The organism is Kordia sp., from assembly GCF_965224175.1.
Taxonomy (GTDB): Bacteria; Bacteroidota; Bacteroidia; order Flavobacteriales; family Flavobacteriaceae; genus Kordia.
On the sequence record NZ_OZ245041.1, the window covers coordinates 106,082 to 122,234 of the forward strand.

The following is a 16,153-nucleotide window of genomic DNA, read 5'->3' on the forward strand; positions in this document are numbered from 1 at the left end:
AGCCTATTCTCATTAGATAAGAACTAACTTTAGTTGTGTTGGCAAAGATAAAGTACTCCTAACTGGCGAAGCCGATACCAAAGCAAAGTGATACCAAATACTAAAAATAAAAGACGTATAACAATCTACAAACAAAGGCTTGCTGAACCCTAAAATAGTTGTACTTTTGTATTCTTGAAAAACAAAATAGTTCAAAAAACACAAGAAATATGAATTCATACGATGTAGCCGTTATTGGCTCTGGTCCTGGTGGATATGTTGCAGCAATACGTTGTGCGCAACTAGGAATGAAAACTGCAATCATTGAAAAATATAGCACTTTGGGTGGAACTTGCTTAAATGTAGGTTGTATTCCATCGAAAGCATTGTTAGATTCTTCTCACCACTATGAAGAAGCAATCAAGCATTTTGATACACACGGAATTGAAATTTCTGGCGATGTAAAAGTAAATCTTGAAAAAATGATTGCGCGCAAACAAGCTGTTGTAGATCAAACAACTGGCGGAATTGATTTCTTGATGAAGAAAAATAAAATTGATGTTTATGAAGGTTTAGGTAGTTTTAAAGATGCTACACACGTAAACATTGCTAAGAATGATGGAACTTCTGAAGAAATTGAAGCAAAAAATATCATCATTGCTACAGGAAGTAAACCATCAAACTTACCATTTATCAACTTAGATAAAGAAAGAGTGATCACTTCAACAGAAGCATTAAAGCTAAAAGAAATTCCAAAACACTTATTAGTTATTGGTGGCGGAGTTATTGGTTTAGAACTTGGACAAGTATACAAACGCCTTGGAGCACAAGTAACAGTAATAGAATATGCTGATAGAATTATTGGCGGAATGGACGCTGGACTTTCTAAAGAATTAACGAAAGTATTGAAAAAACAGAAGTTCAAAATTAACACATCTCATGGTGTAAAATCTGTAGAACGTGTTGGTGATGAGGTTGTGGTAAAAGCCGATAACAAAAAAGGTGAAGAAGTAGAATTCAGAGGTGATTACTGTTTAGTTTCTGTTGGACGTCGTCCATATACTGATGGATTAAACGCTGAAGCAGCTGGTGTAAAAATTGACGATAGAGGTAGGGTAGAAGTAAACGATCATTTACAAACTTCTGTTTCAAACATCTATGCAATAGGAGATGTTGTAAAAGGAGCAATGTTGGCTCATAAAGCATCAGAAGAAGGAACATTGGTTGCAGAAATCATTGCTGGACAGAAACCACATATTGACTACAATTTAATTCCTGGAGTTGTATACACATGGCCAGAAGTTGCTGCTGTTGGAAAAACAGAGCAAGAATTAAAAGATGCTGGAATTGCATACAAAACAGGGCAATTTCCTATGCGTGCTTTAGGTAGAAGTAGAGCGAGTATGGATATTGACGGTTTTATCAAAATCTTAGCAGATGAAACTACAGATGAAATCTTAGGAGTTCATATGATTGGCGCAAGAGCTGCTGATTTAATTGCAGAAGCAGTTGTAGCAATGGAATACAGAGCATCAGCAGAAGATATAGCACGTATGTCACATGCACATCCAACATTTGCAGAAGCGATCAAAGAAGCCGCTTTAGCTGCAACAGAAGACAGAGCATTACACGTGTAGAGCTTTTTTACATACAAAACTTAAAACTCCAACAGTTCGTTGGAGTTTTTTTTATATCTACATGTAAGTTTTTAATTTTTTTATCGACTTCTGAATTATAACCTTGGTAAAGTCTAAAAAAAAGTAACACACCTAATATGAATTCTCTTTGGTATTTTAACGATGTAAATCTCTTCAATATCTTATGTCCGCACAAATTCAAGAAGTACAAAAAGAGCCATGAATTTGATGCATATAAAAAGCAAGACTATATCTATTTTGAAGAAGATTCAGCAAACAAAGTATATTTAATAGATAAAGGAAAAGTAAAATTAGGTTACTACACAGAAGATGGAGAAGAAGTGGTAAAATCTATTTTATCCAAAGGTGAATTGTTTGGAGAAAAAGCAATTTTAGGAGAAGAAAAAAGAAACGAATTCGCTCAGTCTGTAGACAATTCAACTTCAATTTGTCCTATTGCAGTTGACACAATGCATGATTTAATGAGAGACAATCAAACGTTTACTTTAAAGGTATATAAGTTTATTGGTTTTCGTATCAAAAAGCTTGAACGTAGATTACAATTATTATTGTTTAAAGATACCAAAACACGCTTGTTAGAATTCTTAAAAGAGTTGTGTGGAGAGTACGGGTATGAATGTCCAGAAACAGGAGATCATGTAGTAAGGCATCCATATACACAAAAAGATATTGCAAGTTTAATTGGTACTTCTCGTCCTACTTTAAATATCATTATGAATGAATTAAAAGAAGCAAATATCATCGATTTTAATCGAAAAGAAATTCGTTTTATCAATTAAAAAAATACTATATTTATCCCTAATAAAATAGGCTAATATTTAGCGAAAAAAGCACCCAAAACAGGCATGACATCATGGCAGTTTTGGGTGTTTTATTTATGATGTATTTTTTGTTTAGATAAAATTATTTAATGTATTGGTATATAGTTATTTGTGTTTTAAATAAATAATATTTAAGAAGTGATTTTAAAATGAAGTTTTTTAGAAAAAAAAGCAACTTTTTTTAGAAGTGTTAGCTAGCTAACATTTTACATGATTTTGACGTCTTACATTTGTATCATAATCATAAAAAAATACTCGCAATGATAAAAAAAATGTTTTTGGGATTAGCGTTAGGAATTTTCGCAGTCTCATGTAGTAGTGACGATGATGCCACAGTAGCATTATCAAATTTAAATGTAAACCTTAACGGGTTAGAAAACTTAGGTGCAGACTTCGTATATGAAGGATGGATCATTGTAAATGGAAGTCCAGTATCAACAGGTACTTTTACCGTAAATGATTCGGGAGCTTTATCAACAACTTCTTTTGCAGTAAACTCTGATCAATTGGCAGCAGCAACAACATTTGTGCTTTCTATTGAACCAGCAGTTGATCCAGATCCAGCACCAGCACCAACAAAATTATTAGCAGGTGATTTCTCAGGAAATACAGCATCTGTAGGATTAGGCCCTGTGACAAGCAGTGGGAACTTTGACAATGCTTCAGGAGTATTCTTTTTAAGAACTCCAACTGATGAAATGCCAGGAGCAGGAAATAACGGAAATGACCAATATGGTGTTTGGTACGGAAATCCAGGAATGCCACCAACATCTGGTTTGAACTTGCCGCCTTTAGCTGACGGATGGAAATATGAAGGTTGGGTTGTAGTTGACGGAACTGGACCTTTAACTACAGGAACTTTTACAGCATTTGGAACTGCTGATGAGTCTAACGGATTCAGTGGAATGGAAAACAATGCAGGACCTCCAATTCCAGGAGAAGACTTTTTCCTTAACGCGCCAGCAGGTTTTACATTCCCACTAGATGTACGCGGTCGTACCGTAGTAATCTCAGTAGAGCCTTTTCCAGACAATAGCCCTGCGCCATTCTTATTAAAGCCCCTAGTAGGAACAGCAGGAAATGATACAGCGCCAGCTACACACGATTTAAATCTGAACGCTTCGTCATTCCCAACAGGAACAATAGTGCGATAATCTTTATGATTATTATCGTTAGATTTGAAACACGTTATCAATATTGATAACGTGTTTCTTTTTTTTTGGTCACTTCGCTTTTAGGTTGCTTCGTGAATATTCTCAGGTTACTAAAACGCATCTTTTTCTAAAATTTTATTGACTTTTCTTCTGTCTACTAATAATAAGTAACAAATTAACAAATCCTTATCATGAAAGGATCTTTTGTAATAACGACTAATTTGTATCTTTCATTTTTATAAAAATCATTTATGAATATCACAAAAAAACAATGGAGTAACATCGCTTTCTTTGTAATTATTGCTTTGCTAATTTTTACACCAGTAGGAACTTATGTAAAAGTGAAACTGAATCAAGCAAAGTTATTATTTACAAGCCCTTCAAGTATAGAACAAGCTGATAGAGAGGTTTTAAGTGATTTTAATTGGAATTTGGTAGATGGTTTTGGAAAAAAGGTAAACTTTCAGGAAATGGAAGGAGAAATTGTTCTAGTGAACTTCTGGGCGACTTGGTGTCCGCCATGTGTAGCCGAAATGCCAAGTTTAAATGAATTGTACAAAGATTACGGCGATAAAATTAAATTTGTATTCGTTGCAAATGATAATCTGAAAAGTGTTACTGCGTATCTAAAGAAAAATGAATATGATTTACCTGTGTATTATACTTCTGAAAAAGCACCTGCTGAAATATATTCAAATAGTATTCCCGCTACATTTTTAATTGATGATCATGGAAAAATAGTAATGAAAGAAATTGGTTCATCTGATTGGAATAGTGCTAATGTACGCAATCAAATAGATGAATTAATGGCTTTTTCCTTAGCGGAATAAACTTAAGATTTTTATTCTACGGAAGTGATATAACAGTTACTTGCGCTTAAAATATTTCATAGGAACCCATAACATTCCAAAGCATTCTCCATCACCTTTTCCTAAATGTTTATGATGAATTTTGTGTGCTCTTCGAATTCCTTTTGCATACCAATTATTAGCGTTTCTAAACATTTTGAAGCGTTGATGAATAAAAATATCGTGTACTATAAAATAAGCAAGTCCGTATGCAAAAATACCAAGTCCGATAGGCAATCCAGGCCAAAAAATATCATATTTCCAAAGTAAAAAGCAACCAATACTTACTACCGCATAGAAAATAAAAAAAGCATCATTTCTTTCAAACCACGAATCGTGATCTTTGTGATGATGATCTTTATGTAAAGACCATAAAAAACCATGCATTACGTACTTATGTGTTGCCCACGCCATGAATTCCATTCCGCAGAATGTTCCTAAAAATACGGTTATCCAGATAAGGGTTGTCATCTATTTTGTTTTATATCAAGTTTAACTGATAATTTACATATGATTTCGCTAATAACGCCATTTTTTGATAATTTGGAATACGAATTCTCGCATTTTTTATTTTTACAGAAGGCGTTCTTTTTAATTTCTTCAAAAGTTTAAAGTAATACTTGTATGCTGTAAAAACACCAAATTTTGCTTCCATAGGTAATTTGGTAATACCTTCGAGACCTAATTTAAAATCATGCTCAATCTCAGCAATAATTTTTTGTTTTGAAGCTTCATCTAAGTTTTTCAAATCAGCATCAGGGAAGTAAGTTCTGTCTAGCTCTTCAAAATCAGCCTTTAAATCACGTAAAAAGTTCACTTTCTGAAAAGCAGAGCCTAAAGACATCGCTGAAGATTTTAGCTCTTCATATTTTTTATCATCACCTTTTACAAATACTTTTAAGCACATCAATCCTACAACATCTGCAGAGCCATAAATGTATTCTTTGTATTCCTGATCGGTCAAATAGATTTTTTTATTTAAATCTTGACGCATACTTTTCATAAACGAATCAATCAAGTGTTTAGGAATGTCATATTTGTGTACAGTATATTGAAAAGCATTTAAGATTGGGTTTAAACTAATCTTATTTTCCATAGCGCAATCTAAATCGGATTGAAACTTATACAGCAAAAATTCCTTATTATAATCATGGAAAGAATCTACGATTTCGTCTGCAAAACGAACAAATCCATAAATATTATAGATATCTTGTCGTATAGACGGTGATAACATTTTGGTAGCCAGTGCAAAAGACGTACTGTACGACTTTGTAACTAGCGTGCTACATTTATAAGAAACAGAATCAAATAGTGCTTTCATGAGTATTCGGTTGATGTTTGGTGATTAATTCGGCTACTAGTTTCCCAGAAATCAAAGCTGGAGGAACTCCAGGTCCAGGAACAGTTAATTGTCCAGTAAAATATAAGTTTGATACTTTTTTACTTTTCAAATTAGGTCGTAAAAATGCAGTCTGCAATAGCGTATTTGCCATTCCATAAGCATTTCCTTTGTATGAATTATATTCTTTCACAAAGTCATTTACACAGAAAGACTCTTTAAATATAACATGATTTGAGGTATTTTGCTTGGTAATTTCCTGAAATCTGTCCATAATAATATCAAAATATTGTTCGCGGAGTTCAGGAGTGTCTTCTAATCCTGGTGCAATAGGAATCAAGAAAAAACCAGCTTCTTTCCCTTCAGGAGCTGCAGCTGGATCAGTCATGGAAGGAAAATTTGCATAGAATAAAGGCTCTTTTGGCCAAGAAGCTTTGTCGTAAATAACGTGTGCATGTGCATCAAAATCAACATCAAAAAACAATGTGTGATGCGAAACATTTTCAAGTTTTTTGTCGAAACCTACATAAAAAAGTAGGGAAGAAGGCGCAAATGTTTTCTTTTCCCAATAGTTTTCAGAATACTGACGATACTGACTATCTAATAATGTTTCAGAATGATGATAATCTGCTCCAGATAGCACAATATCAGCTTCATATTCATTATTATTAGTAATAACTTTGGTCGCTTCTTTGTCGTCTACATGTATCTTTTTTACATTTTCATTCGTTTTAATAGTTACACCTAAGCGTTTAGCTAGGGTTTCCATTCCTTGAATAATACTGTACATTCCTCCATCAGGATGCCAAGTTCCTAATCCGAAATCGGCATAGTTCATAAAACTGTAAAAAGAAGGCGTATCACTAGGTTTTGCCCCTAAAAACAATACAGGAAACTCTAATATTTTGATCAATCGGTCATTTTTGAACTCTTTGCGAACATCACGTTTGATATTACTAAAAAACTGACTAATTTTTTTGATTGTTTTTGCATTGACAAGTTCTAAAGGGGAAACTCCAGGTTTGTAAACCAAATCTTTAATGGCTACATTATAATTGTCTTCAGCAGTTGAAATAAACTTTCGAAGTTTTTTACTGCTACCTTTTTCTTCTTCTTCAAATGCTGCACAAATTTTTTCTAAAGTATCTTCAATGCGAATAGAATCATCTTTTCCAAAGTATACTTCGTAGGCAGGATTTAATTTAGCTAAACGATAAAAGTCTGAAGGTTTGGTGTCGAAATCATTAAAAAAGCGTTCAAATACATCTGGCATCCAATACCAAGATGGCCCTAAATCGAATGTAAATCCATCTTTTTTTAATTGTCTAGCTCTTCCGCCGACAGTTGAATTTTTCTCAAGAATTGTCACATCATAACCAGCTTGTGCTAGGTAACAAGATGCGGATAAAGAAGAAAATCCAGAGCCAATAATAATTGTTTTTTGCTTCATTGTTTAACAAATGTAATGAAAAGTTAAACAAAAATAAAATTGAATTTTAGATTTCTTCTACTAAATCAATTATTGACTTAAAAACTTTAAGATTTTTGTTGTTTTTAGTATTCTTAACATGTCTTGCTTGATAGCCTAAGAGCCATAAATGGTTGGCCTTGAAACCTATTTTTTCTTCAAATTCTTCAAGATATGCTTCGAGCTTATCTTCTGGAGGTGTTACCGTAAAATAAGAAATAAAATGCAATTCTGAAAAGAAGTTCTGAATATTTATCAAACTGTCAATTGGAATTGTTTGTCCTAAATAGATTGTGTGATAACCTTTTAGCTGTAATTCATAATTTAAATATAATAATCCTATTTCATGAATTTCATTCTCTGGCAAGTATAAAACAAACGTTTTTGACTTGTTTGATTTTTCTAAAGATTGAATACGTTCTGTATTTAAAATGATCTTTTGTTTCACCAAACTAGAGATAAAATGCTCATGTGCTGGATTAATTGTATTTGTATGCCATAATACTCCTAACTCATTTAATAGAGGAATAAACGTTTCATAAAAAATTTCTCGAAACGATTTCTCTGCTAGTAGTTTATTGTAGGTATTGTAAAACAAGCTATAATCAAAGTTAAGCATAGAAAGCTTAAATGAATTTAATGCTTGATTATGTATATTTTTCTCTGTAGCAATCTCTCTTACTAAGATGTGGATTTTATCTTCAGGAATCTGAGCTATCTTAGAAATTTTATAACCATTTTTATAAAGTAAGGTTATGTTCAATAATTTCTGTAAACTCTTTATGTCGTATGTTCGTATATTTGTATCCGTTCTATCCGGAGCTAATAAGTCATATCTCTTTTCCCATATACGTATTGTATGTGCTTTGACTCCTGAAAGATTTTCCAAATCTTTTATACTAAATTTAGTCTTTACACACTCCATCTCTTAAAATTTGTTTAATCTTTCCATAGATATTATAAACAAAAATAACATTTTATATCTAGAAAATATACTCATATCTCATTTTTCTGTTAATAAGAATCATTATAAATAAAAAAAACTACCATTTCTGATAGTTTTCTCTTTTCAATACTAAAAATTAGACTAGCATTTAACTAGTGTGTTACAATCATTGATTTGTGAATAAATTGCACAAACTAGCGGTTGTACAGTTAAGGCAACAGTACAATTCCCAATAGGTCTTGCGCAAGTTTGCGAAAACAACCCTGTTTTTTCTAATCCACCATTGATAGACTCATTTAATGAAGAAACAGTGTTCTTTTTTAAATTCAATGATGATAATTTTCTTTTTTTCATGATTAAAATGATTTTTGGTTAATAGCATAAAATTAGAAAGATTGCAGATGCGAAAAAATAAAAGTGAGTCGCTATTTATAAATGACGACTAATTTTATGTTTTTTAAATGTATTGTTTTGATTATTAGCGATTTGTTGTTTGTGGTTGTATGGTTTTACAAAGTGTAGAATCATCAAAAAAGATAATTTTGATGTAAGCAAAATGCTATGAAAGTAGTAAGTTGTAAATCTTATTTAATAGTTGCATTATGAAGTAAAACAATAAAGCCCCAATTAGTCCGCTGAAAAAGAAAAGAACGATGTCAAAAAAGAAATCACTTCTGTAACTTTTTAAATATAGCTCAGCATATTTATCAAAACTATAAAAAGTTATCGCCCAACTTGTTCCAAATAGAGCTGAGATTGCTGCCGACTTTAAAAAGAATACAAAGTGTTTTAAGTAGAATTGCATAAAGGTAAAAATACACAAAAGATTTATAATTGTTTCCGCAGATGTTTAGAACGTAGCGTTATGTCAATTCTATTTTATGATTTTAATATCCATTTATCATTAAAAAGTGACTAGAAATACAAAATCTTAATATTTTCTTAAATTTATAATCTTTCGTCTGTGATTTTTGTGTAAAAAGTTTGATCTTCGCTTTTTATAAGTTTAAAAAATGCTTTGAATATGACAATGCAAAAACGCGATGTATTGCAATATGAAGATGAATTTGTATCGTTGTATATTAATATTTTGAACCCTTATTTTGAAGCATTTCCTGAGCGATTGGTGCGAACAGAAGGTTTCATTACATCATTAAGACGTGGTTACTTTGCTGAATACGTGATAAGAGAGAAAAGTTTGTATGTCACTTCTTTAAAGAGATTTATAGGTTTTGATAGAGAGAAAAAAGAATTGATAGCAGAGAGTACACTTGATATTGCTTTTCCCAATACAAAAAAATGCAATTTCTTTTCAGGTTGGATTGAATTGAATAAACATTCTAAAGCGGCTGAAGCTGGAAATATTAAACTTATTGAAATAAAAAATGGTGATTTTGTAAAAGAACTTACATTATCGAAAACCGAATATAAAACATTACAAGAAACAACAGCATACAAGGATTTTGAAAAGAAATATTCTTTTATGTGGTACTAATAAATAGAGAAATAACAATACAAAATCAATAATAATGAAACATATTAAAGCAATAGTACTTGTCGTAACCATATTTAGTTTTTTATCATTCCAAAAAGCAGATTCTGTAGAAGGAAAGTGGGAATTGATCAAAATGGAAACAGCAGATGGTGAAGTAAGAGAGTCTACAGGACGTTGGATGGGATTTTTGGCTGATGGAGAATTGCAAGGAGGAAATACTCCAGGAACCATTAACAGAACAGGAACTTGGTCATATAATGAAGAGACACAAGAATTAACAATCGGATCAGATAAAAACCTATCTGGAGAAGGAACATTTAAAGTAGATTGGATTGACAAAGACAACATGAAGCTACTCATCCAACAAGGAAGAAAAGTATATTTAACAAGAATCAAAGAAAAGTAAATGTTTACCCAGCATGGGTAAGATTATCATATAATGAAAACAATTTTAGTCGTCAACGGAGAGAAGTATTGGAAAGATATTTTGCCTGCATATAATGTGGTTCAAAAATCAATTCAACACACTTCTTGGATACTTAAATCAGGGAAACTACATGTGGCAGATGCAGATGGCGTTGTGCAACCTGATGCTATTTTATGGCGTGTTGGCGCTATCAAACCTAGTGAAATTCAACGAACTGCTTTAAACCTCATCGAATTAGCAGGAATTCCTTGTGTAAATTCGCCAGCAACCTTAAAAATTGGTTATGATCGTTTGTCAATGTTAGCTACGATTAAAAGTTTAGGTTTACCAGTAATTGATTTTAATGTAGTTACCAAGTCTACGCATTTAAAAAATATTAAGCTCGATTTTCCTTTTGTAGTCAAAGTTGGAAATTATCATGGCGGATATGGAAAAGTGTTAGTAGAAGATGAACGTAAGTGGCAAGACATCAAAGATTTACTGTTTGTTACTGAATATTACATTACCATTGAACCGTACATAAAATACGTACGCGACATTCGATACATTGCCATCAACGATAAAGTTTGGGCCATGTCACGAAAAGGTAAGTTTTGGAAAGCTAATATTGAAACGACTGACTTTGAGGAGTTTGATCCTGAAGAAGCTTTAGTAAACGATTTGAAGCGTTTGCAAAATGCTATTGGAGCAGATATTATTGCGATTGATATTCTAGAAGAAGAAAACGGAAAACTTCATATTGTAGAATACAATGATATTCCAGGTTTATCTGGTTTTTCAGACGAATTAAAGTATGAACTAGCTGCAGTACTTACCAGGGCATTGGAGCATTAAGCTTCATCCAAAACGTTTCAAACAAAATTTCTAACTATTTAAGAAAGTACATTTTCGATACGCGTCGAAGTACTTTTCTGTGGAATGAAGTTTCAAACACAATCTAAATCAAATTTAAAAAGTAAAAAATTAAAAATATAAAAGCATGTTTACAGCAGAAGTAAAAAGTAGGATAGGAGAAGACATTGCAATTATGGTACGTCCAGACAATCACCCATGGAATTACCTTTGTGAATGCGGTGATGCCATGGATATTACCGTGAAAGAATTTCAAAATGCAAATGCAATATTTATAAGTCATACACACATAGATCATTTCGTGAATTTCGATGCTGTGATTCGTCATCAATTAGGAATTCAACGTCGTGTTGTAATTTGCGGTCCGGAAGGAATTGCGCAACAAGTACAATCGAAAATAAAAAGTTATTCTTGGAATCTCATTCAGGAAGGTGCAATTAGCTACGAAATCAGAGAATTGGTTTCCGAAAACGAAATTGTAGTTTACGAAGTAGAACCGCCAGTTTGGGAGCTAAAAAAGCTAAAAACCATCAAAGGAAACACCATTTTTGAAGAAAAAGGATTTCAAGTAAGTGCGATCTTATTGGATCATAAAATTCCAACACTAGCGTATAAATTTCAAGAACATGATACTGTAAAAATTGATATCAAAGCAAGTGGTTTTAGAGGTGGAAAATGGGTAAAAGAACTCAAAGAGGCTTTTGAACAAAATGATGCAGAAAAGATGATTCAGGTGGAAGACAAAGAGTTCAAAGCAAATGAGTTGTTTCAATGGTTGCACGTACAAAAAGGTGACACTGTAGGAATCATTATGGATCATGCAGCAAACGCAGCTAATCATTCGAAAATCAAAGCACATTTCGCGAATGCGAGAAAAGTTTTTATCGAGAGTTTTTACAAAGATGAAGACAAAGAACAAGCGGAAGCAAACTATCATAGTTACGCGTCAATGTCTGGAAGAATCATGAAAGAATCTAACATTGAAGAACCAGTTCCGGTGCATTTTTCTAGAAAATACAAGGAAGAAGATATTGCGCAATTGATGAACGAATTCAATAACGCGTTGATCAATTCATAACGTTTCCTAAATTAAGTTGAGCGTTTACTCATTAGAGGTTTCATGCCATCAGAACACACTGTAGTTTTGAGGTATGAAACCTTTTTTATATTTAATTATCGTGTTTGTTTTAGTGAGCTGTTCTAGGACTTCTCATTGGAATTGTTTGCAGACTCCTGTGGGAAATATTGAAGTTAATCAAATGATAAAGCTGTTTCCCAGAAAAAAAATCATTGATACTAACGTATACAAATCTGTAGAAATTTACGAATACAGTTTTAAAAGAAACAGAATCATAAAAGATAGTATTTTATTGGTACGTAGAAACTTAACAAAATTATTATTGGAGATTAACGGACATATTATTGAGAGATCAAATTATCAAAAAGAAAATGCACTTCTTGCAACTTTACTGAAAGATAGAATTAACCATTTAAAAGGGGAAAAAAAGTATGATGTACAAGGAAACATTATAGAGAGAAATACATATACACGGAATAAGGTGTTGTATTACAAAACGCTATATACGTATGATAGTTTGACGCAGTTACTCACTTTGGAAGAACGATTTCAGTATTATCCTAATAAGACTCCCACATTCGATCAAAAAATAGTATATCTATATGATGGACAATTTCTAGTAAAAGAAATAGTGAATTTTTGTGATTCTGATAGTAAACTAACAAAATTATACAATCAAAAAGGTCAAACTATAGATTATAAGAGTGAAACTTTTAAAAATGATACACTTACACATTGCTGGGGATTGCGTTCGCTTTATCGAGATGATAAATTGTATAAAGAAGAACATTACGGGTCAGACCGTATAGGCATTATAACCAAATACTATTACAATCATAATGATATGCCGATAATTGGTTTTTCTTATAATCCATCGAATGGAAAGCCAACACATTTAGTTCATTATTATTATTCGGATAAAACAGTGACAGATGAAATTAACCCTAATTACTAGAAGTGATGAAACCTTTTGTATTGTTGCTTGTTTTCTTTCTGATGATAAGTTGTAGTTCAATATCTACACCTTGTTATTTTGGAGTTTTATCTTTAAATGAACATACGCGTAGTAATGATTCTACAGATTTGAAATTACAAGAAGGATATAAAAAGCACATAGCAACAGAAACTGAACGTATCGAACGACTTCATTTTTTTAATAGTAGAGTTTCTATCAACAGAAAACTGAAGGCAATGAAAGAAGAAATTCGTACTCGTACGGCGTATGTATTTCCGTCAAAACGAATACAAACAAAAGATGGTAGAGAAATTGTTTCATCATCAACTGCATGTGAAATTATTTTTATGGTTGTTATTCGTAACGGACATTATTTAATAAATTTTTCTAAACTCTCCGAATCTAACAAGCGACTTCAACTCTTGAATGAAGAAAATGTAGATTCGATTACTGTTTTACAAAGTAGAAATGTAGCTGCATTGTATGGATTTTCAGGTAGATGTGGAGTTGTTATTTTACACGCTCACGATAAGAAACTAAAAAACGAATTAAGTAAATTGGAGTTTTAATTATTTTAGCAAATATCTATTAAAAATAAATATTTATTGTTTTTCAATAAAAATTTGCCGTTATTTGATGTGTAACTAAAAATCACATCATGAACTCAAAAACGGAAAAACTACTCAAACTCATGCGATTCCTTGCATGGCTTGCTTTCATTGGATTGTTAATTAAAGCAGGCGCAATTATCATGTCGTTTGGCGTAAGTATTCAAAACCCTGAAGCCGCAAAAGATTTATACAAAGGCATGGATTTATCACGTTATGCAGATTATAATTTTGCTAATTATGTCATCATCGTTTTATGTTATATTTTTCTCTATTTGATGCAAGCGTATATTGCTTTGTTTATGACAAAACTATTGAGTGCAATTAATATGGAAAAACCGTTTACGCAAGCGGTTGTTGATTTGCTAAAAAAGATCAGTGTTACCATTTTTGGTGTATGGATTTTGGCAATGTTGCATAATGCTCATGTAATCGGATTAGAAAAATATGCACAAATTGATGCAGCGCCTTTTGCAAGCGAATATATATTCTTAGCAGGAATTGTATATGTGTTGGCACAATTATTTAAAAGAGGCGTTGAAATGCAAGCGGAAAACGAATTAACAGTATAAATATGGAAATTGTAGTAAACTTAGATGTGATGATGGCAAAGCGGAAAATGTCACTCAATGAACTTTCGGCAAAAGTTGAAGTTACTTTATCAAACCTATCTATATTAAAAAATGGGAAAGCCAAAGCGGTTCGTTTTAGTACATTGGCAGCAATCTGTAAAGCTTTAGACTGTCAGCCAGGTGATATTTTGGAATATGTTGCCTAACTTATAGCAAATTTATTAGTAGATGACAGGAATTAACTATAACAAATGGGCATTTCACTTTTCCATATGGATTATGATTATGTATAGTATACAACTCTACGTAAGTATGAATCATCTTTACATATTTGCATACAACACAGAACGTATTACACAGGTAATGCGTGCTTTAAGTGTAATTACATTACTACTTCTTTTAGCTTCGCTTATATGTTTAATGCTTAGTTTAGTCAACAAGCAAAAAATGAATTATCAATTTTGGATCGCAGCTATTGTTTTAGCATTTTATTTTTTACAAATTGCTTTCTTTTTACACTTTACTTTTTATTAATGGAAAAACAACACAATTTATTCTCTTACGGAACATTACAACTTGAAAAAGTCCAATTAGAATCATTTGGTCGAAAATTACTTGGTGAAAAAGATACTTTGGTTGGTTTTAAATTGAAACAATTGCGAATCACTGACGAAGCTGTTTTAGCGATCAGTCAAGAAGAATTTCATCCAATTGCCATTCAAACAAACAACACAGATGATCATATTTCTGGAACTTTATATAAAATTTCTGAAAAAGAATTGCAGCAAGCAGATCGTTACGAAGTGTCAGATTATAAAAGGGTTGAAGCTACTTTTCAATCTGGAAAAAAAGGATGGATTTATATTAAATCTTAAAATTTAATTGTTAAAGTTAGGAATCCTAACTATATTTGTTCCGCAATAATGCAAAAACTAAAAATATACACATGAGTACATCAATTTTTTATCATGCAGGTTGTCCTGTATGCGTAAGTGCAGAACACGACATTGTAAACTTAATTGGAAGCGACAATGTAGAAATCGTAAACATTGGAGAAGATAAAACCAGAATAGCAGAAGCTGAAAAAGCAGGTGTAAAGTCAGTTCCAGCGTTGCTAACACCAACAAAAAATGTATTACATCTTAATTTTGGAGCTTCTATTGAAGATGTAAAAGCTTAATTTTTTAATTTAAATAGTTAGGAGTCCTAATTTAAAATAGAGGATAATTATGAAATCAATTTTGGTATCAATTAGTACAGTATTCTTCTTTGCAATTAGCACGAGTTCTTGTGCGCAAGAAAGTCCATATATAAATGATGATTTTCTTATCAAAGAAGTAAAAGTGAGTCACAAAGCAGATTTAGCAGTAACTGTTTGGGAAATTAATGTTTCTGGAAAAGCAGGAAATACTACGCCGATAAAGGTAGGACAACTTGATGGTGCACCAGTTTTGGGCTATGTATTTCCGACAACCTTGCAACCAACCGATGTTGGGTTTAGTAAAACCGATGGAATTGTAGCTTTGGCACTAACATCACATCCAGATTTTGATGATACGCCCTTATGGGATGAGAATTCAGATAAAATATTTGATAATGATGGAATTGTTTGGCATCCGCATTGGGTAGTTTTACACAAAGACGAACGTGTTGCGGGCGGACTTTCTGTAAAGCAAATTCGAAAAGATGACAAAACAGTTGTATTGCCACCAACAAATCCAGGAATGCCAATGTATATGGATTCTCCAGGATATCCAGTAGTGACAAAAAATAACACTATAAAAGTGATTGTTCCTGATTATAGAATCAACAATAAAACAACTTTTAACTATGATGGTGTTGCTGCTTTTATGAAAGTAAATACGAGTAATAAGAATCTACCAATGTTAGGTGTTTATGAAGTATTTAGTGTTGCGAGCGGAAATTTGTCATTACCTTATAAAGTACAATAAT

The 16,153-nt window shown here is 32.3% G+C and carries 21 protein-coding genes; 16 read left to right on the forward strand and 5 right to left on the reverse strand.

What is annotated here, in order from left to right; all coding sequences use genetic code 11:
- The first annotated feature begins 209 nt into the window (after positions 1–209).
- The 4 genes from lpdA (at position 210) to ACOQOS_RS00500 (ending at position 4,442) form a co-directional block, all read left to right on the forward strand.
- Positions 210–1,616: a dihydrolipoyl dehydrogenase gene (lpdA, locus tag ACOQOS_RS00485; protein ID WP_420572999.1), complete on the forward strand. Its 1,407-nt coding sequence runs from the start codon at positions 210–212 to the stop codon at positions 1,614–1,616.
- Positions 1,617–1,753: 137 nt separating this feature from the next.
- Positions 1,754–2,416: a Crp/Fnr family transcriptional regulator gene (locus ACOQOS_RS00490; protein ID WP_420573000.1), complete on the forward strand. Its 663-nt coding sequence runs from the start codon at positions 1,754–1,756 to the stop codon at positions 2,414–2,416.
- A gap of 302 nt (positions 2,417–2,718) precedes the next feature.
- Positions 2,719–3,612: an anti-sigma factor domain-containing protein gene (locus tag ACOQOS_RS00495; RefSeq protein ID WP_420573001.1), complete on the forward strand. Its 894-nt coding sequence runs from the start codon at positions 2,719–2,721 to the stop codon at positions 3,610–3,612.
- Between the two features lie 251 nt (positions 3,613–3,863).
- Positions 3,864–4,442 (forward strand): TlpA family protein disulfide reductase, encoded by a 579-nt coding sequence (locus ACOQOS_RS00500; protein ID WP_420573002.1) that lies wholly within the window; start codon positions 3,864–3,866, stop codon positions 4,440–4,442.
- 36 nt (positions 4,443–4,478) lie between these two features.
- Here the strand turns inward: ACOQOS_RS00500 and ACOQOS_RS00505 are convergent, their stop codons facing one another.
- The 5 genes from ACOQOS_RS00505 to ACOQOS_RS00525 all read right to left on the reverse strand — a co-directional run bounded on the left by ACOQOS_RS00505 (position 4,479) and on the right by ACOQOS_RS00525 (position 8,567).
- Positions 4,479–4,931, reverse strand: coding sequence for a beta-carotene hydroxylase (locus tag ACOQOS_RS00505; protein ID WP_420573003.1), 453 nt, complete (start codon positions 4,929–4,931; stop codon positions 4,479–4,481).
- Positions 4,932–4,941: 10 nt separating this feature from the next.
- On the reverse strand, positions 4,942–5,781 hold the full coding sequence (locus ACOQOS_RS00510; protein ID WP_420573004.1) for a phytoene/squalene synthase family protein: 840 nt from the start codon (positions 5,779–5,781) through the stop codon (positions 4,942–4,944).
- Complete coding sequence (locus ACOQOS_RS00515) at positions 5,765–7,249, reverse strand: phytoene desaturase family protein (protein ID WP_420573005.1); 1,485 nt, start codon at positions 7,247–7,249, stop codon at positions 5,765–5,767. Before ACOQOS_RS00515 ends, ACOQOS_RS00510 begins: the two co-directional genes overlap by 17 nt.
- A 46-nt stretch (positions 7,250–7,295) precedes the next feature.
- A complete protein-coding gene (locus ACOQOS_RS00520) occupies positions 7,296–8,192 on the reverse strand; it encodes a MerR family transcriptional regulator (protein WP_420573006.1) in 897 nt (298 codons plus the stop codon).
- A 162-nt stretch (positions 8,193–8,354) separates the two neighbouring features.
- Entirely contained in the window at positions 8,355–8,567 is a 213-nt protein-coding gene (locus tag ACOQOS_RS00525) for a hypothetical protein (protein WP_420573007.1), read from the reverse strand.
- Positions 8,568–9,237: 670 nt separating this feature from the next.
- Between ACOQOS_RS00525 and ACOQOS_RS00530 the strand changes: the two genes are divergently transcribed.
- The 12 genes from ACOQOS_RS00530 to ACOQOS_RS00585 all read left to right on the forward strand — a co-directional run bounded on the left by ACOQOS_RS00530 (position 9,238) and on the right by ACOQOS_RS00585 (position 16,152).
- Positions 9,238–9,708 (forward strand): hypothetical protein, encoded by a 471-nt coding sequence (locus tag ACOQOS_RS00530; RefSeq protein ID WP_420573008.1) that lies wholly within the window; start codon positions 9,238–9,240, stop codon positions 9,706–9,708.
- Positions 9,709–9,742: 34 nt separating this feature from the next.
- Positions 9,743–10,114, forward strand: a complete 372-nt coding sequence (locus tag ACOQOS_RS00535) for a lipocalin-like domain-containing protein (RefSeq protein WP_420573009.1) — start codon at positions 9,743–9,745, stop codon at positions 10,112–10,114.
- A 33-nt stretch (positions 10,115–10,147) separates the two neighbouring features.
- Positions 10,148–10,969 carry an ATP-grasp domain-containing protein gene (locus ACOQOS_RS00540; protein WP_420573010.1) on the forward strand — a complete coding sequence of 274 codons (822 nt, stop codon included), beginning with the start codon at positions 10,148–10,150 and terminating at the stop codon, positions 10,967–10,969.
- A gap of 145 nt (positions 10,970–11,114) precedes the next feature.
- A complete protein-coding gene (locus ACOQOS_RS00545; RefSeq protein ID WP_420573011.1) occupies positions 11,115–12,065 on the forward strand; it encodes a peptidase in 951 nt (316 codons plus the stop codon).
- A 181-nt stretch (positions 12,066–12,246) separates the two neighbouring features.
- On the forward strand, positions 12,247–13,020 hold the full coding sequence (locus tag ACOQOS_RS00550; RefSeq protein ID WP_420573012.1) for a hypothetical protein: 774 nt from the start codon (positions 12,247–12,249) through the stop codon (positions 13,018–13,020).
- Positions 13,021–13,022: 2 nt separating this feature from the next.
- On the forward strand, positions 13,023–13,589 hold the full coding sequence (locus ACOQOS_RS00555; RefSeq protein WP_420573013.1) for a hypothetical protein: 567 nt from the start codon (positions 13,023–13,025) through the stop codon (positions 13,587–13,589).
- A gap of 89 nt (positions 13,590–13,678) precedes the next feature.
- Entirely contained in the window at positions 13,679–14,200 is a 522-nt protein-coding gene (locus ACOQOS_RS00560) for a DUF2975 domain-containing protein (protein ID WP_420573014.1), read from the forward strand.
- A gap of 2 nt (positions 14,201–14,202) precedes the next feature.
- Positions 14,203–14,406, forward strand: coding sequence for a helix-turn-helix domain-containing protein (locus ACOQOS_RS00565; RefSeq protein WP_420573015.1), 204 nt, complete (start codon positions 14,203–14,205; stop codon positions 14,404–14,406).
- A 22-nt stretch (positions 14,407–14,428) separates the two neighbouring features.
- The gene (locus ACOQOS_RS00570) at positions 14,429–14,734 is read left to right on the forward strand and encodes a hypothetical protein (RefSeq protein ID WP_420573016.1); all 306 of its coding nucleotides are present in this window, start codon (positions 14,429–14,431) and stop codon (positions 14,732–14,734) included.
- Entirely contained in the window at positions 14,734–15,075 is a 342-nt protein-coding gene (locus tag ACOQOS_RS00575) for a gamma-glutamylcyclotransferase family protein (protein ID WP_420573017.1), read from the forward strand. Before ACOQOS_RS00570 ends, ACOQOS_RS00575 begins: the two co-directional genes overlap by 1 nt.
- A 71-nt stretch (positions 15,076–15,146) precedes the next feature.
- Complete coding sequence (locus ACOQOS_RS00580) at positions 15,147–15,380, forward strand: thioredoxin family protein (RefSeq protein WP_420573018.1); 234 nt, start codon at positions 15,147–15,149, stop codon at positions 15,378–15,380.
- Positions 15,381–15,429: 49 nt separating this feature from the next.
- Positions 15,430–16,152, forward strand: coding sequence for a hypothetical protein (locus tag ACOQOS_RS00585; RefSeq protein WP_420573019.1), 723 nt, complete (start codon positions 15,430–15,432; stop codon positions 16,150–16,152).
- Position 16,153 lies beyond the last annotated feature (1 nt).